The organism is Hymenobacter humi (assembly GCF_042665855.1).
GTDB lineage: Bacteria > Bacteroidota > Bacteroidia > Cytophagales > Hymenobacteraceae > Hymenobacter > Hymenobacter humi.
The window spans coordinates 3,954,823-3,977,234 of the sequence record NZ_JBHTEK010000001.1; the positions used below are offsets into that span (position 1 = coordinate 3,954,823).

At 62.3% G+C, this 22,412-nt stretch carries 25 protein-coding genes and 3 pseudogenes; 8 read left to right on the top strand and 20 right to left on the bottom strand.

Going from position 1 to position 22,412, the window contains the following annotated elements; genetic code table 11:
• Positions 1 to 117: 117 nt before the first annotated feature.
• Complete coding sequence (locus ACFQT0_RS22225) at positions 118 to 615, top strand: DUF4174 domain-containing protein (RefSeq protein WP_380205262.1); 498 nt, start codon at positions 118 to 120, stop codon at positions 613 to 615.
• On the opposite strand, the gene ACFQT0_RS22230 is transcribed toward ACFQT0_RS22225, so the two are convergent.
• From ACFQT0_RS22230 to galK, 9 genes and pseudogenes are all read right to left on the bottom strand, one after another.
• Positions 599 to 1,537 carry a putative nucleotidyltransferase substrate binding domain-containing protein gene (locus tag ACFQT0_RS22230; protein WP_380205263.1) on the bottom strand — a complete coding sequence of 313 codons (939 nt, stop codon included), beginning with the start codon at positions 1,535 to 1,537 and terminating at the stop codon, positions 599 to 601. The two genes, ACFQT0_RS22225 and ACFQT0_RS22230, sit on opposite strands and share 17 nt — an antisense overlap.
• A gap of 8 nt (positions 1,538 to 1,545) precedes the next feature.
• A complete protein-coding gene (locus ACFQT0_RS22235) occupies positions 1,546 to 2,508 on the bottom strand; it encodes a CBS domain-containing protein (protein ID WP_380205264.1) in 963 nt (320 codons plus the stop codon).
• 264 nt (positions 2,509 to 2,772) lie between these two features.
• Positions 2,773 to 2,970 (bottom strand): hypothetical protein, encoded by a 198-nt coding sequence (locus tag ACFQT0_RS22240; RefSeq protein ID WP_380205265.1) that lies wholly within the window; start codon positions 2,968 to 2,970, stop codon positions 2,773 to 2,775.
• Positions 2,948 to 3,070 (bottom strand): hypothetical protein, encoded by a 123-nt coding sequence (locus ACFQT0_RS22245; RefSeq protein WP_380205266.1) that lies wholly within the window; start codon positions 3,068 to 3,070, stop codon positions 2,948 to 2,950. Before ACFQT0_RS22245 ends, ACFQT0_RS22240 begins: the two co-directional genes overlap by 23 nt.
• Positions 3,012 to 3,494, bottom strand: a complete 483-nt coding sequence (locus ACFQT0_RS22250) for a 3'-5' exonuclease (protein WP_380205267.1) — start codon at positions 3,492 to 3,494, stop codon at positions 3,012 to 3,014. The genes ACFQT0_RS22245 and ACFQT0_RS22250 overlap by 59 nt, the downstream gene beginning before the upstream one ends.
• Before the next feature lie 115 nt (positions 3,495 to 3,609).
• Positions 3,610 to 4,638, bottom strand: coding sequence for a LacI family DNA-binding transcriptional regulator (locus ACFQT0_RS22255; RefSeq protein WP_380205268.1), 1,029 nt, complete (start codon positions 4,636 to 4,638; stop codon positions 3,610 to 3,612).
• Positions 4,639 to 4,864: 226 nt separating this feature from the next.
• Positions 4,865 to 5,746, bottom strand: a complete 882-nt coding sequence (gene galT / locus ACFQT0_RS22260) for a galactose-1-phosphate uridylyltransferase (protein ID WP_380205269.1) — start codon at positions 5,744 to 5,746, stop codon at positions 4,865 to 4,867.
• Positions 5,747 to 5,813: 67 nt separating this feature from the next.
• Positions 5,814 to 5,924, bottom strand: a pseudogene (locus ACFQT0_RS22265) (galactose-1-phosphate uridylyltransferase); the annotation flags it as partial.
• Between the two features lie 214 nt (positions 5,925 to 6,138).
• Positions 6,139 to 7,320 carry a galactokinase gene (gene galK, locus ACFQT0_RS22270; protein WP_380205270.1) on the bottom strand — a complete coding sequence of 394 codons (1,182 nt, stop codon included), beginning with the start codon at positions 7,318 to 7,320 and terminating at the stop codon, positions 6,139 to 6,141.
• A gap of 478 nt (positions 7,321 to 7,798) precedes the next feature.
• Between galK and ACFQT0_RS22275 the strand changes: the two genes are divergently transcribed.
• From ACFQT0_RS22275 to ACFQT0_RS22295, 5 genes and pseudogenes are all read left to right on the top strand, one after another.
• Entirely contained in the window at positions 7,799 to 9,601 is a 1,803-nt protein-coding gene (locus ACFQT0_RS22275; RefSeq protein ID WP_380205271.1) for a cellulase family glycosylhydrolase, read from the top strand.
• Positions 9,591 to 10,262: a hypothetical protein gene (locus ACFQT0_RS22280; RefSeq protein WP_380205272.1), complete on the top strand. Its 672-nt coding sequence runs from the start codon at positions 9,591 to 9,593 to the stop codon at positions 10,260 to 10,262. Before ACFQT0_RS22275 ends, ACFQT0_RS22280 begins: the two co-directional genes overlap by 11 nt.
• Before the next feature lie 333 nt (positions 10,263 to 10,595).
• A complete protein-coding gene (locus ACFQT0_RS22285) occupies positions 10,596 to 11,567 on the top strand; it encodes a sugar-binding domain-containing protein (protein WP_380205273.1) in 972 nt (323 codons plus the stop codon).
• Positions 11,468 to 11,695 (top strand): annotated as a pseudogene (locus tag ACFQT0_RS22290) (glycoside hydrolase family 2 TIM barrel-domain containing protein); the annotation flags it as partial. The gene ACFQT0_RS22285 and the pseudogene ACFQT0_RS22290, both read left to right, overlap by 100 nt.
• Positions 11,696 to 11,762: 67 nt before the next feature.
• Positions 11,763 to 12,977, top strand: a complete 1,215-nt coding sequence (locus tag ACFQT0_RS22295; RefSeq protein WP_380205274.1) for a DUF4982 domain-containing protein — start codon at positions 11,763 to 11,765, stop codon at positions 12,975 to 12,977.
• A gap of 164 nt (positions 12,978 to 13,141) precedes the next feature.
• On the opposite strand, the gene ACFQT0_RS22300 is transcribed toward ACFQT0_RS22295, so the two are convergent.
• The 6 genes from ACFQT0_RS22300 to ACFQT0_RS22325 form a co-directional block, all read right to left on the bottom strand.
• Complete coding sequence (locus tag ACFQT0_RS22300; protein ID WP_380205275.1) at positions 13,142 to 13,357, bottom strand: heavy-metal-associated domain-containing protein; 216 nt, start codon at positions 13,355 to 13,357, stop codon at positions 13,142 to 13,144.
• A gap of 181 nt (positions 13,358 to 13,538) precedes the next feature.
• Complete coding sequence (locus tag ACFQT0_RS22305; protein WP_380205276.1) at positions 13,539 to 14,753, bottom strand: PAS domain-containing sensor histidine kinase; 1,215 nt, start codon at positions 14,751 to 14,753, stop codon at positions 13,539 to 13,541.
• Positions 14,754 to 14,768: 15 nt separating this feature from the next.
• Complete coding sequence (locus tag ACFQT0_RS22310; RefSeq protein ID WP_380205277.1) at positions 14,769 to 15,317, bottom strand: PAS domain-containing protein; 549 nt, start codon at positions 15,315 to 15,317, stop codon at positions 14,769 to 14,771.
• An 8-nt stretch (positions 15,318 to 15,325) separates the two neighbouring features.
• Positions 15,326 to 15,838 carry a PAS domain S-box protein gene (locus tag ACFQT0_RS22315; RefSeq protein ID WP_380205278.1) on the bottom strand — a complete coding sequence of 171 codons (513 nt, stop codon included), beginning with the start codon at positions 15,836 to 15,838 and terminating at the stop codon, positions 15,326 to 15,328.
• Positions 15,763 to 16,263, bottom strand: coding sequence for a hypothetical protein (locus ACFQT0_RS22320; protein ID WP_380205279.1), 501 nt, complete (start codon positions 16,261 to 16,263; stop codon positions 15,763 to 15,765). Before ACFQT0_RS22320 ends, ACFQT0_RS22315 begins: the two co-directional genes overlap by 76 nt.
• Positions 16,264 to 16,519: 256 nt before the next feature.
• Positions 16,520 to 17,581, bottom strand: a complete 1,062-nt coding sequence (locus tag ACFQT0_RS22325) for a PAS domain-containing protein (protein ID WP_380205280.1) — start codon at positions 17,579 to 17,581, stop codon at positions 16,520 to 16,522.
• Here ACFQT0_RS22325 and ACFQT0_RS22330 point away from each other — a divergent pair.
• Complete coding sequence (locus ACFQT0_RS22330) at positions 17,559 to 17,930, top strand: hypothetical protein (protein WP_380205281.1); 372 nt, start codon at positions 17,559 to 17,561, stop codon at positions 17,928 to 17,930. The two genes, ACFQT0_RS22325 and ACFQT0_RS22330, sit on opposite strands and share 23 nt — an antisense overlap.
• Positions 17,931 to 18,050: 120 nt before the next feature.
• Here the strand turns inward: ACFQT0_RS22330 and ACFQT0_RS22335 are convergent, their stop codons facing one another.
• A complete protein-coding gene (locus tag ACFQT0_RS22335; protein ID WP_380206105.1) occupies positions 18,051 to 18,812 on the bottom strand; it encodes a CheR family methyltransferase in 762 nt (253 codons plus the stop codon).
• 27 nt (positions 18,813 to 18,839) lie between these two features.
• Positions 18,840 to 19,564: pseudogene (locus ACFQT0_RS22340) on the bottom strand (chemotaxis protein CheB).
• A 452-nt stretch (positions 19,565 to 20,016) separates the two neighbouring features.
• Between ACFQT0_RS22340 and ACFQT0_RS22345 the strand changes: the two are divergent.
• Positions 20,017 to 20,748 carry a chemotaxis protein CheB gene (locus ACFQT0_RS22345; protein ID WP_380206106.1) on the top strand — a complete coding sequence of 244 codons (732 nt, stop codon included), beginning with the start codon at positions 20,017 to 20,019 and terminating at the stop codon, positions 20,746 to 20,748.
• Positions 20,749 to 21,062: 314 nt separating this feature from the next.
• On the opposite strand, the gene ACFQT0_RS22350 is transcribed toward ACFQT0_RS22345, so the two are convergent.
• The 3 genes from ACFQT0_RS22350 to ACFQT0_RS22360 all read right to left on the bottom strand — a co-directional run bounded on the left by ACFQT0_RS22350 (position 21,063) and on the right by ACFQT0_RS22360 (position 22,297).
• A complete protein-coding gene (locus ACFQT0_RS22350) occupies positions 21,063 to 21,305 on the bottom strand; it encodes an antitoxin VbhA family protein (RefSeq protein WP_380205282.1) in 243 nt (80 codons plus the stop codon).
• A gap of 74 nt (positions 21,306 to 21,379) precedes the next feature.
• Positions 21,380 to 21,685, bottom strand: coding sequence for a hypothetical protein (locus ACFQT0_RS22355; protein ID WP_380205283.1), 306 nt, complete (start codon positions 21,683 to 21,685; stop codon positions 21,380 to 21,382).
• 390 nt (positions 21,686 to 22,075) lie between these two features.
• A complete protein-coding gene (locus tag ACFQT0_RS22360; RefSeq protein ID WP_380205284.1) occupies positions 22,076 to 22,297 on the bottom strand; it encodes a hypothetical protein in 222 nt (73 codons plus the stop codon).
• Positions 22,298 to 22,412 lie beyond the last annotated feature (115 nt).

Here is a 22,412-nt window from a genome sequence, read left to right on the forward strand (position 1 = left end):
AAAGTACTGCCGTTTGGGGCAGGCCGGGCTTTACCAGAACGGTCCGCAGCGGGCCGCTCCAGCAGGCTAGATGCTGCGCCGCCGCTTTGCGTACAAGGCCTGATAACCCGCCCGCCCATGAAACGCCTCCCCTTCTCCCTGTCGCTCATGCTGTGGCTTGGGCTCTTGCTGGGCCTCACCGCTCAAAAATCCAAGATTGGGCCCCTGGAGCAGACTCTGCTCGAAAACCGCTGGAAAAAGCGCGTGCTGCTGCTGGTCACGCCCTCGCCCGAGTACGTCCTCTTCCTCGACCAAAAAGCCTTGCTAGCCCCGAGCGAAAAGGAGCTGGCCGCGCGCGACATCCTGGTGCTCGACGTGCGCTACGACCGCATCAGCGCCACCGACAAGCTGTTTCTCACCCGCAAAATCGGCGCGCACCCGCCGCACTTCACGGCCGTGCTCATCGGCAAAGACGGCGGAGTCAAGCAGCGCAGCAAAACCCCCATCTCCCCGCCCGACCTCATCGGCACCATCGACAAAATGCCTATGCGCCGGCAGGAAATGCAGCGGGAAAAAACCCGCAAGGGCAAGCCCGTCGACGCGCCGCTCCCGCCCGGCGTTATCCCAAAGACTTAGTGAACCCGACCTTAATCTTGAGCTGAAAATCGGAGATAACCTTGAAGATTTCCTTCAGCGTCACCTGCTCTACTTTGGTCAGGGTTTTGGGGTCCAGGTAGTTGTCGGGCTCCACTTTGTCGCTGATAATCTGCACGGCCTGCTTTTTCAGTCGCACGCCCATCAGGTAGTAGTACGACTGCAGCAGTTCCTGGGCTTCCCGCTCCGTAAACACGCCCTCGGCTTTGAGAGCCTCGAGCCGCTCGCCGGTGTTGGTGGCGAAGATGCGGTGCTTGAGGGCGTACATGCGCACCAGGTCCACAATGGGCGACATGGTGCGCTTGAGGTTGAAAACCTGCTGCTTGCCGTGCGCGAAGGTGCGGATGTTGTTGAAAAACGTGAGCGGCGGCTCGTACTGCAGCGCGTTCACGGCCATGTAGTGGAAGAACCGGTCCACGGGCTTTTGCAGCTCCACGGCCAGGAATTCGTGCAGCTCGTCCATGATGGTGGGGTCGCCGTAGAGGTAGCGGCAGTCGAACGACGCGGCGAACTGCATGCCCGTTTCGGGGTTCGAGTCGGTCATCCACTGCACGTAGTTGCGCTTCCAGTGCGAGAGCGAGTGCGTCCACTTGGGGTTTTTGGCCATGAAGCCGCCCTCGCAAAAGCTGAACCCAATGTCGTTGAGCCGGTCCGACACGATTTCGGCAAACTTGAGGAAGTAGGCCCGCACGGTTTCGCGTTGCTCGTTGGCCTTGTCTTCGTAGATAATGGCGTTGTCCTGGTCGGTGAGCAGGGTTTGCTCTTTGCGGCCCTCGCTGCCCAGCACCATGTACACGAACTTGGCCGGTGGAGGTCCCAGCTCGGCTGTGGTGTCCTCAATCACCTTCAGGGCAATGGTATCGGATACGGTGGTGATGACCTGGTTCACGATTTCGGGCTTCACGCCGCGGTTCAGCAGCGGTACACCATTTCCGGGACCTGTTCCCAGCGGCGCTTGAGCTCGGGCACGGCCTGGGCCTGCTTCACCGACTGGATGAAGATGAACGGCGACTGGGCCTGGTCGTCGGTGAGCAGCTTGTTGCGGCTCAGGTAGCCCACAAACACGCCGTCGGTCTCCACCAGCAGGTAGCGGGTTTTGGTCCGGAACATCAGCAGAATGGCCTCGTACACAAAGGCCTTGGTGCTGATGGTGACCACCGGCGCGTCCTGAATGGTGCCCACGGGCTGGCGGGCGTCGGCCAGGCCGGCCACCACTTTGTCGCGCAGGGTAATGTCGGTCACGAAGCCGCTGATGTGGCCGTGCTCGTCGTCGTTGATGAAGTAGCAGGCGGTGCGGGCGGCGGCCATGCGCCGGGCCACTTCGTGAATGGGCGTGCTGGCCGGGCAGGCCACCACGCCGCGCAGCTCCAGAGTTTCGATGCGGCGCGAAAAGAGCTGGTCGGAGGCCAGGTAGTTTTCGCCGGCGCTGCTGGCCGGCCGCACAAAGTGGGCGTACTCCTCATTCAGCATGCGCTGGCCAAAACGGGCCGTGAAGAAGTGAAAGAACTCCTCGTAGGCCTGGCACAGCGACCGGAACTCGCGGCGGTGCAGGAAGTACACGCGGGTGTTTTTCCTGGCCAGCACCGTGCGCAGCGAGCGTTTCTTGTTCATCAGCACCGAGATGCCGCCGTAGCAGTCGCCGGGGCGGCTGTGCTCTATCACGCGGCGGTTTTGCTGGCTGTCGTAGAAAAACGTCTCGTACTCGCCCTCCACAATGATGTCGAGGCCGCGCATTTTCGACACGTCTTGGTAGTAGATGATGGCCTCCCGCGGATGGCGCACTTCCTCCAGGGCCTCGGCCACTTCGGCCAGCACCTCGTCGGGCAGCAGGTTGAAAGGCGTGACGGTTCTAAGAAAATCGAGTCGTTCGCTCATGCAGGGAGGGTGTTAGGCAGGCAAAATTAGAACGTCATGCGGGGTCTGGGAACCTCACCCCGGCCCCTCTCCATAAGAGAGGGGAGCCACGGCACAAGAATTTAGCTCAATTTTAAGGGGAAAGGCCCGACTCTAAATTGAGCTGTTTTTTTTCGTTTAACGTCAGGCTCCCTCTCTTTTGGAGAGGGGCCGGGGTGAGGTGCCACGGCACCGCTCGGCAGGACGGGCTACATACATAGCACCTGTTTTAATTTACATACTTATTCACCCAATCAGGAAAAATGCCAGCAGCACCAACGCCAGCCCGCTTATCAGCAGCCACGCGGCCACGCCCACTTTGAACCGGCGCTTGGGCCCGCCGGCATTTCGCGGGCGGGCCAGGCCCACGGGGCCTTGTTGGGCGATGGTTTCGGGGCTGATGGCGCCTTGCCGCTCCAGCTCAAAAGCAGCGGGCCGTGGCATAGGCATCGGCCAGGGCATCGTGCTCCTGGGGCATAGCCTCTTCAAACAGGCGCTGGTACAGCTCGCCGAGGCGCAGAAAGCGGCGGTTGGTGTAGCGCACCAGGCTCGCCGGTGGCGCGCATGGTGCAGAAGGTGGGCAGGTGCTCGAGCGGGTTTTGCAGGCCGGCGCGGTAAAACCCCACGCTCACCATGTGGTAGTCGAGCTGCATGAAGTGGGCCACCACCAGCGGGTGGTAGCGGAGCAGGTCGCGGTGCAGGCGGTGCATCACGGCGTGCCGGGACTTGCCATTCTGGCGCAAAAAGTCCAGCGTGAGGCCGTGGATGCTGCCCGACGCCGGGCTCATGTCGTAGTCGTTGGGCTGAATGTAGTGGTTTTCGGCCTTCACTTCCTGGCCGTCGCGGGTGTACACCACCCAGGCCAGCTGCACAATATGCGGCCAGTTGTCGCGGCTGGAATACGGCTTGCTCCAGTCGCGCGGAATGCCCGACGTTTCGGTATCAAGGAACAGCAGGTACTCTCTCACAACGCGAATTGCCGGGGGTGGCGGACTTTTGGACTACGAATAACCGAACGAATCAGCTCAATTCCGTTGGCCTGATAGAAGCGAGGCCACCCTTCGCACCTCCACAGCCCGCCCGCTACTCCTGGTGAAGGCGCGACGACTCCCGCGGCAGCAGCTGCGGCTGCAGCACGATTTTGCGCGGCGCCTGCTGCCGGGTGCGCTCCTGCACCAGCTCCAGCAGCAGCCGGACGGCGGCGCCGCCCATTTCCTCGCAGTGCTGGTCAACGGAGGTGAGCTTGGGCTCGGTGAGGGAGGCAAACGTTTCGTTGCTGAAGCCGGAGAGGGCAATGTCTTCGGGGATGCGCAGGTGGTGCTCTTTCAGCACCTGCAGGGCCCCGACGGCCGAGAAGTCGCTGGCCGAGAAGACGGCATCGGGCCGCTGCGGCAGGTCGAGCAGCTGCTTCATGCCCCGGATGCCGTCTTCCAGGGTCATGTCGCTGAACACCACCAGTTCTTCCTCCACCGGCAGGTTGCGGTCGCGCAGGGCCTGGCAGTAGCCGAGGTAGCGGTTTTTGTAGATGTTGAGGTGCTGCGGCCCGCCGAAGTGGGCAATGCGGCGGCAGCCCTGGTCGAGCAGGTGCATCGTGGATTGGTAGCCGCCGCGGTAGTCGTCGAGCACCACCGCACTCACGTCGGTGCCTTCCAAGATGCGGTCAAAAAACACCAGCGGAATATCGCGCTTGCGCACCTTTTCGAAGTGCTTAAAATCGCGCGTGGTGCGCGCCAGCGACACCAGAATACCATCAACCTGCGCATTTATCAGCGTTTCGATGTTCTTCTGCTCGTGCATGTAGTCTTCGTTCGACTGGCACAGCATCACGTTGTAGCCGGCCTTGTTCGCCACGGACTCCATGCCCTTCAGCACCAAGGCAAAGAAATGACCGTCGATGTGCGGCACAATCACGCCCAAGGTATTGCTGCGTCCCTTACGCAGGGCTGCCGCCAGGTGGTTGGGCTGGTAGTTGAGCTGCTCGGCCAGTTTCCACACCCGTTTGCGCGTGGCTTCGCTAATGCGGGTGTGCCCACTAAGCGCCCGCGAAACCGTCGAAACGGAGAGGTTCAGCTCCTGGGCAATGTCCGTAATAGAAGCGCGTTTTTGGGACAAGGTGACTAGAGAATTGACAAGCAGTAAAAAACTCCCCTCCTTTTTTAAGGAGGGGACGCCGCAGCTTCAGCTGCGGCTGGGGTGGTTGCCCTCGTTGAACGACACCCGAACGATTGATTCACAAGTAAGTTGCTTAGGCGCGAGGTCGTTCAACGGTTCAACCACCCCGTCCGAGCCGTTGGCTCGAACATCCCCTCCTCAACTGAGGAGGGGAGTTTGATGCGCTTTATTGGGAGTTGTCGGCAGCGCCTTTGTAGTGCAGTTCGGACAGGTTGCGCAGCCGGTCGGCGCTGAACTCGGGGGTGACGTCGCGCTGCGGGTCGCCGAGCATCTCGTAGCCCACCATGAACTTGCGCACCGTGGCCGAGCGGAGCAGCGGCGGGTAGAAATGCATGTGCAGATGCCACTCGGGATGCTCCTGGCCGTCGGTGGGGCGCTGGTGCAGGCCGGCCGAATACGGGAAGGAGATGTTGAAGAGGTTGTCGTAGCGGGTGGTCAGGCGGCGCAGGGCGTCGGCCAGGGCGTCGCGCTCGTCGGCGGTGAGCTGGGTGATGTCTTGCACGGCGCGGCGCGAAACGAGCAGGGTTTCGAAGGGCCACACGGCCCAGAACGGCACCAGCGCCACAAAATGCTCGTTTTCGAAGACGATGCGCTCCTGCTTTTCCAGCTCAATGGCCAGGTAGTCGGCCAGCAGCGTGCGGCCGTGCTCCTGGAAGTGGGCCAGCTGCTGCACGCTTTCCTTGGCGGGCTCGCCGGGCACGGTGCGCTGGGCCCAAATCTGGCCGTGCGGGTGCGGGTTCGAGCAGCCCATCATCTCGCCCTTGTTCTCGAAAATCTGCACGTAGTTGATGTCGGGCCGGGCGCCGAGGGTTTGAAATTCCTCCACCCACAAGTCCACCACTTTGCGAATGGCGGGCACCGTCATCTGGGGCAGGGTGAGGTCGTGGCGCGGCGAGAAGCAGATAACCCGGCAAATGCCCGATTCCGCCTCGGCCCGCAGCAACCCGCCTTCGTTGATGCCGCCGGTGGGCACGTTGGCCTGCAGCGCCCCGAAATCGTTGTTGAACACGAACGTGGACTCGTATTTTGGGTTCACCTCGCCGCCCACGCGGCTGTTGCCGGGGCAGAGGTAGCAGGGGGTCGTAGGCCGGGCGGTTGTCAGGCTCGGGCTCTTCCTGCTGGCCCTGCCAGGGGCGCTTGGAGCGGTGCGGCGACACCAGCACCCATTCGCCCGAAAGGGCATTGAAGCGGCGATGCGGGTGTTCGGTGGAGTCGAAGGAAGGCATAGGGTTTATTATAAAGGTGTGGGAAAGCACCGTGGTGCGTTCAGCGGCTTAACAAATCAGACTGAACATCGACGGCAGAACATTTGTAGGAACGCGCCATGGCGCGTTCAGCGGTCGCGTCGGCAGGTTATTCCGTTGCTGTTTGACCGTCCAACGATTGAACGCGCCATGGCGCGTTCCTACATCGTTCTGGTGTATTCTGTCGCGCAGATGATTACGCCAGGGCCACGGTGGTCGGCAGCGCCTCCACCCCACCCACAATGGTGGTTTGGTAGGTTTCAGGCACTCGCCCATACTGCTGCTGATAGGCGGCGGTCACGCTGGCGATAAACTCATCGACGTGCTCCGGCGCCACCAGATTGATGGTACAGCCGCCGAAGCCGCCCCCCATCATGCGGGAGCCGAAGACGCCGGGCACGGCCCGGGCAGCTTCTACCAGCACGTCGAGCTCGGCGCAACTCACTTCGTAGTCGTCGCGCAGGCCGGCGTGGGAGGCGTACATGTCCTGGCCGAAGGCGGCCATGTCGCCGGCTTCGAGGTGGCGGCAGGCCGATTCGACGCGGCCGTTTTCCTGCACCACGTAGGCGCAGCGGCGGAATACCACGTCGCCCATTTCGGCGCGGTGGGCTTCGAGTTGGGCCAGGGTGGCGTCGCGCAGGCTTTGCACGGCGGGGTGGTGCTGCTGCAGCACGGCCACGCCGCGCTCGCACTCCTGGCGGCGGGTGTTGTATTCGGAGCTGGCCAGGCTGTGCTTTACACCGGTGTTGCAGAGCACAATGCGGCAGGCTTTGGTGTCGAAGGGAAAGTAGGCGTACTCCAGGGAGCGGCAGTCGAGCCGCACCACGTGGCCATCGCGCCCAAACAGGCTGGCAAACTGGTCCATGATGCCGCACATCACGCCGGCGTAGGTGTGCTCGGCCTTTTGAGCCATGTGGGCCAGCTCCATTTTCTCGATGCCCGTGCCCAGCAATTGGTTGAGCGCAAAAGCCAGCCCGCACTCCACGGCCGCCGACGACGACATGCCCGCCCCGATGGGCACGTTGCCGCCAAACACGCAGTCGAAGCCCGGTACCGCGATGCCGCGCTGCTGGTATTGGGCCACCACGCCGAGCAGGTAGTTGGCCCAATGCGTGTTGCTGGGGCTTACTTCGGCAGCATTGGCCAGCTCAAAGGTTTCGCCCAGGTCGTGGGCCACCAGATGGATGTTCGTCCCGCCGTTCAAGCCCACCGCAAACGCCATTTCCTTGTCGATGGCGGCCGGCAGCACGAAGCCGCCGTTGTAGTCGGTGTGCTCGCCGATGAGGTTGACGCGGCCGGGGGCCCGCACCAGCAGCGGCTCGTAGCCAAAACGCTGTTGGAATTCAGTATGAACGGCTTGAACGAGGGAGGCAGGCATGGAGGAAGGAATAAAGTAGGACGAGAAAAACCGGGGCAAACCGGTAAGCAGGAATACGAAACCCGTGGCGGGATGGGCAGCACAAGCTTCGTCTTCCCTATTTCACACCGGAAAATTAGTAAGTTTCTCCGTCATCTGTGCAAACGTTTGCCATTTAAAATTGGGGCACTATTTTCGGCCTCAGATTGCCTCTATCTGCCCAACCTAGGCCCTCGTATGCCTGGGTGGGCCGGGGCTTCGGATAATTGAGCACCGACGCATCATCAAGTAACCAATTAGTTACCTATTTATTACCAAGTACCGTAGCTGAGCTACACGGCATTTCGCTGGTCTTCCCTTCCAACTTCGCCACATGAATATTCGCAGTATTTTTCTTCTCCTTTCTACCTTATTTTATCATTCGATTGCGCCACTCTCAGCCTCGGCGCAGGCGGACTCGCGCGCGCCCAGTGGGGAAGTGTTTGTAGATAAGAAAGGGGTGCTGCGGTGGCAGAAGGGCAAGCAGGAAGTGGCCTTGTTTGGGGTGAACTACACCACGCCGTTTGCGCACGCCTACCGGGCCCACCAGCGGCTGGGCGTGCCCCACGAAAAAGCCATTGCGCAGGACGTGTACCACCTCTCCCGTCTGGGCGTCGATGCGTTTCGGGTGCATGTGTGGGACGTGGAAATCACGGATACCGTGGGCAACCTGCAGGACAACGAGCACCTGCGCCTGCTCGATTTTCTGGTGAACCAGCTCAAGCAGCGCGGCATCAAAATCATCCTCACGCCCATCGCCTACTGGAACAACGGCTATCCCGAAAAGGACACCGGCACGGGCTTTTCGAGCATCTACTCCAAGACCCAGGCCTACACCAACCCGCGGGCCATTGCGGCCCAGGAGCGCTACCTCACGCAGTTCCTCAACCACCGCAACCCCTACACCAAGCAGCTCAACCGCGAAGACCCCGACATCATTGCCTTAGAGGTGTGCAACGAGCCCAAGTACAACAAGCCCGAGGCCCAAATTACCAGCTTTGCCAACCGCATGGCGCAGGCCATCCGAGCCACGGGCTGCCGCAAGCCGGTGTTCTACAACGTGTCGGAAAACCCCGACGTGTACGAGGCCGTGCTCAACGCCAAAGTTGACGGCCTCACCTACCAGTGGTACCCGCAGGGGCTGGTGAGCGGCCACGCGCTGCGCGGCAACTTCCTGCCCTACGTCGACCAGTACCCCATCCCCTACCGCCAGGACCCGCGCTTCACCTCGCGGGCCAAGATGGTGTATGAGTTTGAGTCGGCCGATATCATTCAGCCGGTGATGTACCCGTTTATGGCCCGCAGCTTCCGCGAGGCCGGCTTCCAGTGGGCCACCCAGTTTGCCTACGACCCCCTGGCCATGGCCGACGCCAACACCGAGTACCAGACCCACTACCTGAACCTGGCCTACACCCCAGCCAAGGCCCTGAGCTTGCTGATTGCCGGCAAGGTATTTCGTAATGTGAAGCGCGGACAGCAGTTTGGGCGCTACCCGCAGGATTCCGTGTTCAGCGATTTTCGGGTGAGCTACCGCCAGGGTCTGAGCGAGATGAACACCCCGGAGGAGTTTTACTACACCACCTCCACGGCTACGGCGCCCAAGCAAGTGGCCAGGCTACGGCACCTGGCGGGCGTGGGCTCGTCGGCGGTGGTGCGCTACGGCGGCACCGGAGCCTACTTCCTCGACCGCCTGGCTTCCGGCGTGTGGCGTCTGGAAGTAATGCCCGACGCCGTGCCCATCCGTGACCCGTTCGAAAAAGCGTCGTTGAGCAAGCCCGTGACGCAGATTCTCTGGAACGAGCAGCCGCTGCGCATTTCCCTCGCTGAGTTGGGCCAAAACTTCTCCCTGAAAGGGCTCAACGAAGGCAACACCGCCCAGGGCCAGGCCCGCGAAGGCAGTCTGAGCGTGCGGCCCGGCGTGTACCTGCTGGCAGCCGCCGGCAAGTCCACCGCCACATTCACCACCCAAACCACTTTCAACCACATCAAGCTGGGCGAATTCGTGGCTCCCGCACCTACCGATTTGGGCCCGCAGGCGCTGCACGCGGCACCGGCTCAAGTCGCTGCCAGCCAGCCCCTGCGTCTCACCGCCACCCTCACCGGCCTGGCTCCGGCCGACAGCGTGTTCCTGGTAGCCCAACATTACTACGGCCGCACCCGCACCCTGCCCATGACCAGCCCTCGCTACGCCACCGTGGAGGCCACCGTACCCGCCGACCTGCTTTACGCCGGCCAGCCTGCGCTACTGGATAGTGCTGCGTAAAGGAGCCAAGTCCACCACCTTCCCGGGTGGCTTTAGCGGGGAGCCCCGCGACTGGGACTACACCCACACCGAGCATTTCTCGGTGCCCATTGTGGCCGCAGGTACGCCCCTGCCGCTGTTCCAGGCCAGCCAGGACCAGGAGCGCATCGAAGCCCGCGGCATCGCCAGCACGGCCTGGACCGACTACGTGACCACGCCGAGCGGCACCCTGGCGCTGCGCCTGATGCAGGGCCCGCCCCGCGCCGGCCAGCCCGAGCCCACCGGCCCCGCCGCCAACCTCCGTGCCTATTTCGGCGATAAGCTGGCCAGCCGCCAGTCAGAGCTGGCCGCCTTCAAAGAGCTGGTGGTGCGGGCGCGCAGCAGCCAGCCCGGCGTCCAGGCCAAGGTGACGCTGATGACCAAAGACGCCGTGGCTTACTCGGCGCCGCTGCCCCTGGGCGCGGAACTGCAGGACGTACGCATTCCGCTCAGCGCATTTCGGCCCGATGCGTTGCTGCTAGTGCCCCGCCCCTACCCAGGCTTCCTGCCGCTGCAGTACCAGTCCGGCAGCAAGGTTGAGCTGAAGCTTTCCGAAGCTGAGGTGCTACAGGTGGTGTGGGATGCCACTAAAGTCACGGGCAGCCCAGTTAGTCTGGATATTGAGTCGATTACCCTACAGTAAAGGCACCAGAAGTGCGTAGTAGCCTGCGCATAGACGCTCCACACTTTTCAATTTAGCCAAGTCAGCATTAAAGCCGTCGTGCAACAGGTTCTTGGCCTGGAGAACCTCACCCCCGGCCCCTCTCCAAAAAAGAGGGGAGCCTGATGACTTTTCTTCAATTCTCATTACTGAGTTACCTGCGCTGCCGTGGCTCCCCTCTCTTTTGGAGAGGGGCCGGGGGTGAGGTTCTGCCAGTTGAGCTATTTGAGCCCGCCTTACGGTTTTGTTTCCTACTTTCCTTCCGATACTAAAGCCTCCCCAATGCCCGCTTCTCCCTTCATTTCTAATACTCTAATGCGCACCGGCAGCGGTCTGCTGCTGGCAGCCGCCCTGAGCCAATGCGCCGGTCACTCGGACACGTTGGGGGCCGATACCAAAGCCCAGGCGGTTATCACCAGCTTCAACCAGGATTGGCAGTTTGTGAAGGATGTCGACACGACGGTGACGGCTGCGCTCTTTGCCAAGCCCGGCGGGCCAGGCTGGGCCGCGGTTTCGCTGCCGCACACGCCGCGCATTGAGCCGGTGGTGACCGACCAGCAGCAGTGGCAAGGTGTGAGCTTCTACCGCAAGTTTTTCCGGGTGCCGGCTGCGGGGCCGGGGCCGCGAGTGGCGGTAGAGTTTGGAGCCGCCATGCACACCGCCGACGTGTACCTGAACGGCCAGCGGCTGCAGCGGCACGTGGGCGGCTACCTGCCGTTCACCGTCGACATCTCCAAGCAGGTGAAGTACGGCGAGGAAAACTGCTTGGTGGTGCGCCTCGACAACCGCGACAACCCCGTGGTGCCGCCCGGCAAACCGCTGAAGGGCCTGGATTTCAACTTCTACGGCGGCCTCTACCGGACCGCTCAGCTTATTCTTTCCGACCCGCTGCACATTTCCGATGCCGTGCAAGCTGGCCACGCGGCGGGCGGCGGCCTGCTGCTGCACTACGAAAACATCAGCCCCCAGAGCGCCACGCTGCACCTGCAAACCGAGCTGCAAAACGACGCCCCGCAGGCCCAGACCGCCCAGGTACGCACCGTGCTGCTCAACGAGAAGGGCCAGGAAGTAGCCCGCGCCCTGAGCGAGGCCACCAGCATAGCGCCGGGGGCTTACGGCCAGGTCATGCAGCAGCGAGCATTGCGCAGCCGCAGTTGTGGTCGCCCGACCAGCCCTACCTGTACCGCGTGGTGGTGGAAGTGCTGCGCGACGGCAAAGTGGTGGACCGTCAGAAAACCAGCACCGGCGTACGCAGCATCAGGTTCGCGGCCAAAACCTTCCTGCTGAACGGGCAGCCACTGCGCCTGCGCGGCACCAACCGCCACCAGGAATATCCCTACCTCGGCTACGCCATCTCGGACAACGCCCAGTACCGCGACGCCTGGAAAATCAAGGATGCCGGCTTCAACTTCGTGCGCTGCTCGCACTACCCGCCTTCGTTGGCATTCCTGCAGGCCTGCGACGAGCCTGGGCTTGCTGGTGATGGACTCGACGCCGGGCTGGCAGTTTTTCGGCAACGAGGAGTTTGCCAAAAACGCCATGCAGAACATCCGCGACATGGTGCGGCGCGACCGCAACCACCCCAGCATAGTGCTGTGGGAAGCGGCCCTGAACGAAACCGACATGCCCAAGCTCTTTATGGACGCCGCCCACCGCGCCGTGCACGAAGAACTGCCCTTCGCTGAAAACGTGTACACCTGCGGCTGGCTCGACTACGCCTACGACGTCTTCATACCGGCCCGCCAGCACCTCAAGGCGCCCGACTACTTTAACAAATACGCCAAGGACAAGCCCCTGTTCCTGTGCGAGTATGGCGACTGGGAGTACTACGCCCACAACGCCGGCTTCAACCAAACCACTTTTTCCGGCCTGAAGGAATCGGAGCGCACGTCGCGGCAGCTGCGCGGGCAGGGCGAGCGGGCGCTGGCCCAGCAGGCGCTCAATTTCCAGGAAGCCCACAACGACAACTTCCGCGGCCCGGCCGTGGGCGACGCCAACTGGCTGATGTTTGACTACAAGCGCGGCTACGCAACTGATATCGAGTCGTCGGGCATCAGCGACATCTTCCGGCTGCCCAAGTTCGCCTACTACTTCTACCAGAGCCAGAACGGCCCCGTGGCCGGCCGCAACGACTTCGGCAAGCCCATGGTGTACATTGCCAACTACTGGCAGCCCACCTCCAGCAAGCAGGTGGTAGTGTACAGCAACTGCGAAGAAGTGGAGCTGCAGCTCAACGGCAAAACCGTAGCCCGCCAGCGCCCCGACGCCACCATGTTTGCCGACCGGCTGGCCCACGCGCCGTTCACGTTTGCGGTGCCGGCCTTCGCGCCGGGCACGCTGCGCGCCGTGGCCTACCGCAACGGCAAGTCAGCCGCCACCACCGAGCGCCGCACGCCCGGCGCCGCCCACCACCTGCAGCTCACCTACGACCGCAGCGGCCGCGACGCTGCTCCGCAAGACGTGGTGTTTGTGTACGCTTCCGTAGTCGATGCCAACGGTACGGTACTGCCCGAGGCTACCGCTGCCATTCGCTTCGCCGTGCAAGGTGCCGCTGAGCTTGTGGGCGACAACCCCGTGAAAGCCGAAGCCGGCATTGCCACGGTGCTCCTGAAAACCGGCCTGACCAAAGGCCCGCTGCAGCTGACGGCCACGGCAGAAGGCGTTCCGGAAGCTTCTCTGAAGCTGGAGGTGCGTTAGCGGCCGTTTGCCAGCCAGGGCAACGCCCCGGCCTGGTCTAGTGAAGCTGCAAATCGGCGACCAGGTCACCAGCAAGATGGTGGTGGAGTAGCCCACTTCTTTTAACACAAAAAAGGCGAACCTAAGTAGGTCCGCCTTTTTTAGTTTGGGGCCGTTTGGCTCAATTACTGGGCCAGGGGCTGAATCTCGAAACCGGCTTCTTCTACAGCTTTTATCACCTGGGGAGCGGTGGCTTCGTCGGCGTGTACGGTCAGGATTTTGTCGGGGCTGGCGGTGTCTACCTGCCAGTTGTGAGGGCCCACTTCCTGGTTCAGGGTCGGGGTCACGGCCCGGATGCAGTTGCCGCAGTTGATGGTGGTCTTGAAGCGAAGGGTTGACATGGCAGAGAAAGTTGAGCTGCCCCTAAAAGCCGGAAGGATTCCCGCCGGCCGGCGCAATGGCGCACGATGAGGCAGCATCACAAATTTACCCCAAACTACCCGAAAACCCGACACAGAATTGCAGCCGAAACCTGCATAATTCTGCTGCCCGGCCGCCCCGGCTGCTGGCTCAACGGGCAGCCTAATCCTTCACTTCGAAGCTGATGATGGTGCCTTTGTTCAGGCGGGACTTTATCGACAGCTTGCCCCCGAGCAGGGCCACGCGGTTGCGCACGCCCGACAGGCCCATGCCCGCCAGTGGCAGCGTGGTCAGGGCATCGGGCTCGAAGCCGCGGCCGTTGTCTTCCACGCTCACTTCGAGGCGGCCTTTTTCGCGGGCCACGTGCACCACCACGTCGGTGGCGTGCGCGTGCTTCATGATGTTGTTGAGCAGCTCCTGCACAATGCGGTACACCGCAATTTCTACTTGCGGGCGCAGGCGTTTTTCCAGGCCGGCGAAGTGCAGGTGCACGGGCAGGCCCGCGGGCGAAATGCGCTTGCTGAGCTCCTCCAGGGCGATGCGCAGCCCAAAATCCTCCAGGATGCCGGGCGTGAGTTCGAAGGAAATGGTGCGCGTGGTTCGGATGGCCTCGTGCAGCAGCTTGAGCGAGGCCCGCGGCGAAGCCGGCGCGCCGGCGCGCCCCTCCAGGCTGAGCTTGGCAGCGTAGAGCAGCTGGCCCAGGCCGTTGTGCAGGGCTTCGGCAATGCGCTTGCGCTCCACTTCCTGGGTGCTGAGAATGGCCGACAGCACTTCCTGCTGCTGGCGCAGGCGCAGCTGCGTGGCCTCTTCGGCCTGCTGGTCGCGCTCGGTTACGTCGCGGAACATGGCCAGGACGCCCGTGATGTTGCCGTCCTGGCGCAGCGGCACGTGGTACACATCGTAGCGCCCCACGCGGCTCTTAAAGGGTTGGCCGGTGAGCACCACCTGTTCGCCGGCCAGCACCCGGCTCATCACCTCGTGGTTGGCGTCGGTGTCGAGAATGGGCACTACCTCAAACAGCGGCTTGCCCAGCACGGCCGCGGCCGGCTGCCCAAAGAATTGGGCAGCCTGGCTGTTCCAGGCCGTGATGAGGCCCTCGCGGTCGATGGCCACAATGCCGTCGACGCTGTTTTCCAGCAGGCTTTGGGTGAAATTCTTTTCGGCCTGCAGCCGCTTTTTCTGCTCCTGCACCTCCGTCATGTCCACCGACAGCACCACGGCCTGCTCCCGCTCCGCGTCAAAAAACCCGTAGTTCTGGAAGGCTAATGTGCGGCCCTTTACCTCAAACTCGGCCAGGAAATTCACCGTCTCGCCGTGCAGCACTTTCTCCATGGTCTCGCGCAGGCTGGGCACGGCTTCGAGCACGTTGCGGCCCACCAGGCTCGCCGTCTTTCACCCCAAAGGCCTGCAGGCCTGCCCCGTCGACTCCAGGTAGGTGCCATCGGGCGCAAAGCGGGCCAGCATCATGGGCATGTTGCCGAGCAGGCGCTCGAGCACCAGGGTTTTGTAGTGCAGCTCGCTTTGGGCTAGGTGCAGGGCCGTCACGTCGCGCACCACGCCCACGAAGGTGAGCGTTTCGCCCTGGGCATTGGCCACGGTGCTGCCCGCCGAGGTGATGTTGTGCACCGAGCCATCGGGCCACACCACCCGGTATTCCAAGGCCAAGGGGGTATGTTTGGCCAGGGCCTCGTCGGTGGCCGCCCGTATCTGGGGCCTGTCTTCGGCGTGAATGCTCTCAAAGAGCGACTCGACATGCACGGGGCTGAGGTCGTAGGGGCGGCCAAAAGCGGCCTGGCTGCGCTCGTCCCACTGCACCAGGCCGGTGGTCAGGTCCCAGGTTACCACGCCGGTTTCGGAGGCCGAGAGGGCCATGCTGAGGCGGGCCTCGCTTTCGCGCAGCCGGGTGGCGGCCTCGCGCTCGGCCGTCACGTCGCGCCACAAGATGTGAATCAGGGGCTTTGGCCGGCTTCCTCAATGGGCGTGAGCACGGCCTGCATCCATATTTCTTCGCCCGTCACTCTGCGCATGAGGGCTTCGCAGCGCTGCGAGCCCGTTTTCAGGGCTTCTTCCACCGATTCGCGAAACAAATCCACCGTGGTGCGGCCGTTGGGCTGCAGCTTTGGGGCGTATTCCCAGGCGGTGTGGCCCACTATCTGGTCCTTGCGCTGGGCGCCCAGCAGGTGCAGGGCCGCGTTGTTGCAGTCGATGTAGGTGTGGCCTTGCAGCAGCACCACGGCGTCGTTGCTGTCGTTGAACAGCTTGCGGAAGCGGGCTTCGCTGGCCGCCAGCGCGTCGGTGGCCTGGCGCCGGCTGGTGGTGTCCATCACGGCCAGGCGGCACTGCGAGGCGCCGGAGGTTTCCGGCGTGCCCTCCACGCGCAAGCCCTCTATCTGGGCGTAGAACGTGGTGCCGTCTTCGCGCTGCAGCTTGAGCTCGCGGCTGATGGTGCGGTCGGTGGCCAAGACTTGAGCCAGAAACTGCCCGAATTCGGCCCGGTCCGGGGCGCTACAAACAGCGCAAACCGGCGCTCTACCAGGCGCTGGCGCACGGTGCCCAGCAGCTGGCTGCCGCACAGATTGAGCTGCTGAATAAGCCCCGCCTCGGAGAGGGTGAAGTAGCCCACCGGCGCAAAGTCGTACAAATCGACGTACTGCGCCCGGGCGCTCTGGGCTTCGGCCTGGGCCTGCAGCAGTTCTTCGTACTGCATTTCCAGCTCAATCTGGTGTACCTGCAGCTCCTGCACCAGCTTCTGAATTTCCTGGGGCGACTGGTCTGCGCCGGCGTGGGTCACCAGGTACTTGCGCCGTTCGGCGCGCGAGCGCAGCGATTCTAGCGCGCTGTTGAGGTGGGCCGGAGAATTGTCGGAATCATGCTCGTAGACGTTCATGCCGGTAGAGGAATGCGTGCTCATTGCTGATAACTAGGAAGAACCATTCCGCAATGGCTGTGCTAACTCCACAAATACGGAATCGAGGGAAAGGATTCTGCTACACAATGTATAAAACATTAAGTCAAACGTATCCAAGGCAAACTTCATCTCACACCTAAGCTATGCAGTAACGCCAGTTAAATCACTATTTATTTGTTTTAAATAACTATTCAGTGAAAAAAAGAAAGAATTGAATTGCTAGGAGCGGCGTTTTTCAGAAGTTGAGCCACCCTACGCCGGCGTCACGTCTTCCACGCCCAGCAGCACTTTGCCCCCGGGCCCGCCCGCCACGTTGCGCCCGTACACGAGCAGGCTCGCGGGGGCCGGCCACCGGAAACTGGGCCTTAAAACGGAGGTCGTCGAACGGCGCGCCGGGGTCTTTCAGCACGGTGTCGAGGCGCTGCTGCAGGGCCGGCTGCCGCCACACGCCCCCGTCGAGGTCGTACAAGACCTGGCCCTTGGCCTGCTCCGGCTCCACGCCAAAGAGCTTGGTAAAGGAGTGGCTCACGGCCAGCACGCGCAGCTGGTCGTCGAGCACGAGCAGGGGCTCGCGCACGGTTTCGGTTACTTCCTCGGCCATGCGGCTGCTGGCCTGCAGCTTGGCTTCCAGCGTTTTGAGGGTGGTAATGTCGGTGAAGGTGATAACGGCCCCGCTGATGTAGTTGTCGAGGGTGCGGTACGGCAGAATGCGCATTGCAAACCACTCGCCCGTGCTGGTTTGCACGTTGTTTTCCACGGTCACGAGGCGGTCGAGCACCTGGCGCACGTCCTGGGCCAGGTTTTCGTACTGCAGCGTGCTGGCAAAGTGCGTGATGGGCCGGCCCACGTCGTTGGGCACCAGCGAGATGATGCGGTGCACGGGCGGCGTAAACCGCTTTATCACCATGTCGTTGTCGAGGAAGATGGTGGCGATGTCGGTGGCGTCGAGCAGGTTTTTCATGTCGTTGGCCGCCAGGCTCAGCTCCTCGGTCTTGCTCAGGTACTGCATGTTCAGGGTCATCAGCTCCTCGTTGAGGCTCTGCATCTCCTCCTTGTTGGTCATGGCCTCCTCGTTGGTGCTTTGCAGCTCTTCGTTGGCACTCTGCAGCTCTTCGTTGGTGCTCTTGAGCTCCTCCACGCTGCTTTCCATCTCCTCGATGGTGTTTTGGAGGCGCTGCTTGGTGTACTGCAGCTCTTTTTCGAGGGCGGCCACCACGGCATCGCGCGTGAGCTCCGAGCTGAGCGAGGCCTTGCCCAGGCGCACCTTGTTGGGCGTGGGCTGGTCTTCGAACACCACCAGCAGCAAGCCGGCCAGCCTGCTCGGGTTCGTCCAGGCACTTCACCGTCACGCGCAGCAGCTGCACGCCGCGCTCGGTTTTCACCTTCACGTTTTCGGCCACCACGTCCTGGTGGGTGGTCACGGCCTGGTGCACCGCCCCGCTGATTTCGTAGTTGAGCTCCTCGCGGGCCATCTCAAACACGTTCATGCCGCTGAGCCCGGGCGCGGGCTCCAGGTAGCGGCCGGTGCGGCCGTTCACGTACAGGATTTCGCCTTTGGTGTTGATAACCACCGCGGGCGGCGTGTACTGGCGCAAGAGCACGCGCTGGACCAGGTTGGCGAAGGCGCCGTCTTTGTGGGGGAATAGTTCACGTGCATAGGACCAGCGGCGGGGGCAGGACTGGCCTGCTGCCGCGCCAACGAAAAGGAAAACCGACGATGCGGCTGAGTGGGGAAGGGCCGTCGAGGCGCCGCGAAATCTTCCACTTCACATCGAGCGGCACAAACAGCTCCTGGAAGATGGTGAGGTTTTCGCTGGGGCCCAAAAATAGCAGCCCCCCGGGTTGAGGGAATAATGGAAAACGGGAATGATGTTTTTCTGCAGCTCGGCCGACAAGTAAATCAGCAGGTTGCGGCACACCAGCAGGTCGAGCTTGGTAAAGGGCGCGTCTTTGGTGAGGTTGTGCACCGCAAAAATCACCACGTCGCGCACTTCCTTCTTAATCTGGTAGTGGCCGTCTAGCTTATTGAAGAACCGCGCCAGCCGCTCGGGGCTCACGTCGGCCTCGATGGTATCGGGGAAAATCCCGGCCCGCGCAAAGGCGATGCCTTCGCTGTTGATGTCGGTGGCAAAAATCTGGAGCTTCAGGTACCGCTTCTCTTCCACCTGGCCCAGGCACTCAAACAGGCACATGGCCAGCGAGTAGGCTTCTTCGCCGGTAGAGCAGCCGGGCGCCCACACCCGGACCACGCTGTCGGCGGGCTTCTCGCGCAGCAGGGGCAGCATGTGCACCTGCAGCTGCTCAAACGCCTCCTTGTCGCGGAAGAACTTGGTCACCCCAATCAGCAGCTCCTTGAACAGGGCATCGACCTCGGTGGGGTTTTCCTGCAAAAACCGCACGTACTGGGTAAACTCCCGAATCTGGTGCGAGTTCATGCGGCGCTCGATGCGCCGAAACACGGTGTTGCGCTTGTAGAACGAGAAGTCGTGGCCGGTTTGGGCCCGGATGAGGGCAAAGATTTTTTGCAGGGCGTGGGCCGGCTTCCCCCGACTCTTCTACCTCGCGGCGGGGCCGGGCCAGCAAAGGTTTGGCCGCGTACTCGAGCAGCTTGACCGGCAGCTCCTCGGGGGCAGCACGTAGTCCACAAACTCGGTGGCCAGGGCCGAGCGGGGCATCGAGTCGTACTCGGCCGTCTCGGGGTCCTGCACCATCACCATGCCGAAGTTTTCCATCACCATTTTCAGCCCAATGGTGCCGTCGGAACCCATGCCCGAGCAGATGATGCACACGGCGCGCTCGCGGGCGTCCTTGGCCATGCTCTGAAAAAGTAGTCGATGGGCAGGCGGCGGCCGGTGGGCTGGGTGGGGGCAAACAGCAGCAGCGTGCCGTGCAGAATGCCCATGTCGTGGTTCGGCGGAATGACATACACGTTGTTGGGCCGCACCTTCAGGCCGTCGGTGGCTTCCTGCACCGGCATGCGCGTAAATTTTTGCAGCACCGCCGCCATTTCCGACTCCATGGTGGGCGCCAGGTGGGTTATCACCACGAAGGCCATGCCGCTGTCGACGGGCATGTGCAGGAAGAACTGCTCGAAGGCCTTGAGCGAGCCGGCCGAGCCGCCCAGCGCCACCAGCGGAAACTTGTCGGCGGGGTCTTCCTGGCGCTGGGCCAAGCGCACCTGGTCCTTGGAGGCGGGCCCGTTGTGCGGCGGCTCTTCGGGAAGAGTTGGCTCAACGGGAGCGGGCTGGTTGGCGAGGTCTTCGGGCAGCGTGGGGGTCATGAGCAGCTAAAAGCGAGCGGGGGCGCCGGCAAAATAACGGCGCGCCCGCGAACGGGCCCGGCGCCCAGGTTCCGGGCCTCTGGGGTGGTCCGGACCTAAGCACTTGGGGGCCTCGCCCCTATCGCCCCCGTAAGGACGAAACCTGCCGGCGCACCTCTTCAAATTTAACCAAAAACGCGGGCATGGTGGCCTTCCCCTTTCCCCGAACGTAGTAATGAGGGCTCCGAATTTCGTGCTCCTCATGCCCGCACCTTCTCATCTGATTGTAATCGGCACTTCGGCCGGCGGCATGCCGGCCCTGGTGCGCCTGGTGGCTCAACTGCCGGCCTCGCTGCCGGCGGCCGTGCTGGTGGTGCAGCACCTCGCGCCCGAAGCCGATGGCCAGCACCTGGTGAGCCAGCCTGGCCCGGCACACCGACCTGGCCTGCTGCCTGGCCACCAGCGGCGCGCCCATCGAAGCGGGCACGCTGTACCTGGCCCCGCCCGACCGCCACCTGCTGGCCAAAAACCCCGACTCGCCCCACCTGCTGCTCACCAAGGGCCCCCGCGAAAACAACTTCCGCCCCTGCGTCGATGCCCTGTTCCGCTCGGCAGCCGTGACCTACGGGGCGGCCGTGGTGGGCGTGGTGCTCACCGGCATGCTGCACGACGGCACCGCCGGCCTCGAGTTCATCAAGCGCTGCGGCGGCGTAGCCGTGGTGCAGGACCCGCGCGATGCCGAATTCGCCAGCATGCCCGAAACGGCCCTGCGCAACGTGGCCGTCGACCACGTGGTGCCGCTGCACCAGATGGGCCCGCTGCTGGAATTGCTCACCCGCGAAGCAGTGCCCAACGCCCGCATTATCGCCATCCCCGAAGACCTAAAACTGGAGGCCGCCATTGCGGAAAGAGTCGTGGGAACTATCGAAGACGTAGAAAAGCTGGGCAACATGGTGCCCATCACCTGCCCCGACTGCGGCGGCAACCTCTGGGAAATGGAGCACGGCAGCGTGCTGCGCTACCGCTGCCACACGGGGCACTCCTACACAGCCGAAGTCCTCCTGCACGACTCCCAGCACGGGCTCGAGGAAACCCTGTGGGTGGCCCTGCGCATGATGGAGGAACGCAAAAACCTGCTCAGCAGCATGGCCCGTCGCGAAGAAACCCCTACTCCGTGCACCAGGTCGAGCGCATCGAGGAGCTAAAAAACACGTGAACCGCCTGCGGGAATTCTTGCTCAACGGCAGCGCGAACAGCACCAGCGCCGACGCGCCCCGGCAGGAGCGCTACGAGTAGCCCGCACCGTTTATCGGCCTTCGGTGGCTCAACTGGCGTCCTCGGGTGCCTCCGCCGCTCTCAGAAGCTGTTGGAGTTGGCTGGAACGAAGTAGAGACGCAACAATTTGCGTCTCGTCCTTGAAGGACGATGGCTCAACGACTCCCGAACGGCGTGGACGCCGAGACGCAAAATGTTGCGTCTCTACTTCGTTTCAACGGTCAAAAAATAACCCGAACAGATTCTAGGTCAGGCTGCTGCGGTTCAGGTATTGCCGGAAAGCGACGTGTTCCTGGGCCATTTGCTCGCGCACCTGCGCAATAGCCTGAGCCAGCGTAATTTCTCCGCCCACGTAGCGCTTAAACTGGGTGAGGGTTTCCTCGTTGGGCTTGGTGCCGCCCAGGGCCTGAATGGCGAGGGTGTTTTCGGCGGTGCGCTGGCGGCGCTGCCAGTCCTTGCGCTGGTTGTCGTTCAGGTGCTGGGGCATGGGAGTGAAAAAGGAGGTTGACATTGCAGAAAAGAGGCATTTGCGTACCAGGGAATGAAATAGCCACCGCGCCCTCATGCCACCATGCGCAGGCCGCTTTGCCAGGCCGCGTCGAATAAAGTGGGCACAAAGCAGAGCCCCGGCACCAGGCGCCAGTGGAGCAGTTCCTGCTGAATTTCCTCGGAGGCGTGTACCACCACGAGCTTTTTGTGCTCGCCCTCCAGGCGGTGGTGATAATCCAATAAGGTGCGGGCGTTTTCGGCCGACAGCGCCTCAACCAGCTCGCAATCGACCCACACGGCGGTCTTGCCGCTGCTGCAGGCGCACTTAAGCGAATAGTCGAGCGCGTACTCGGGCTCGGCCGGGGCGCCAGGGGTCAAAAGCAACAAATAGCTTTCGGGGAGCAACTCGTGATATACAGTAGTCATAGCCACAAATTCACTTACTCAACTTATTGATTATCATTTATTCGCACTTCAGCCACCGGCCTGGCTTAGAAATACCTTCCGGACGCTGCTTAACAAAGTTCGCCTTACTTTCTGGCCAAATCTCTAGTACTAGTACCTATTTACTGTAAGTAAAATACCAAATATTTCATCCGTATAAATTCCAAACTTTAGCCTCGGCCGTTAGCCGCTTGGGGTTTCTGAAAATTAAAAGCCAAGCTGCGCAATTCCGCTCCCAACAAACACGTAGCCGCGCTCCGTACATGGCGGTATTTTCCGGCCCCAATCCGGATTATTAGTCGCCAGCCACCTACCCATTCTATTTCAACGCGTTATTATCCTGTGTTTTATCCGTTCACCTTCTATTCCCCTTTCACTCATGTCTAACAAGGAAAAAAGCACGGCACCGGCACGGACCAACAGTACGAATCCGGCAAAAAAGGCGGCCAGGCCAACCGCGGCGGCAGCAATGCCAACAGCGGCAACAGCAACGAACAAAACCGCGATGCCGGCAAAAAAGGCGGGCAACCCAACCAGGGCAGCCACAAGTAGCCCCGGCACCCAGCCCCCAAACGCAGCCCCGGTTACTTGCGTAGCCGGGGCTGCTTTCGTTGCGGCGGCCTTCACTCACCCGCGGCCGAACTTGCCAGCCGCGGACGCC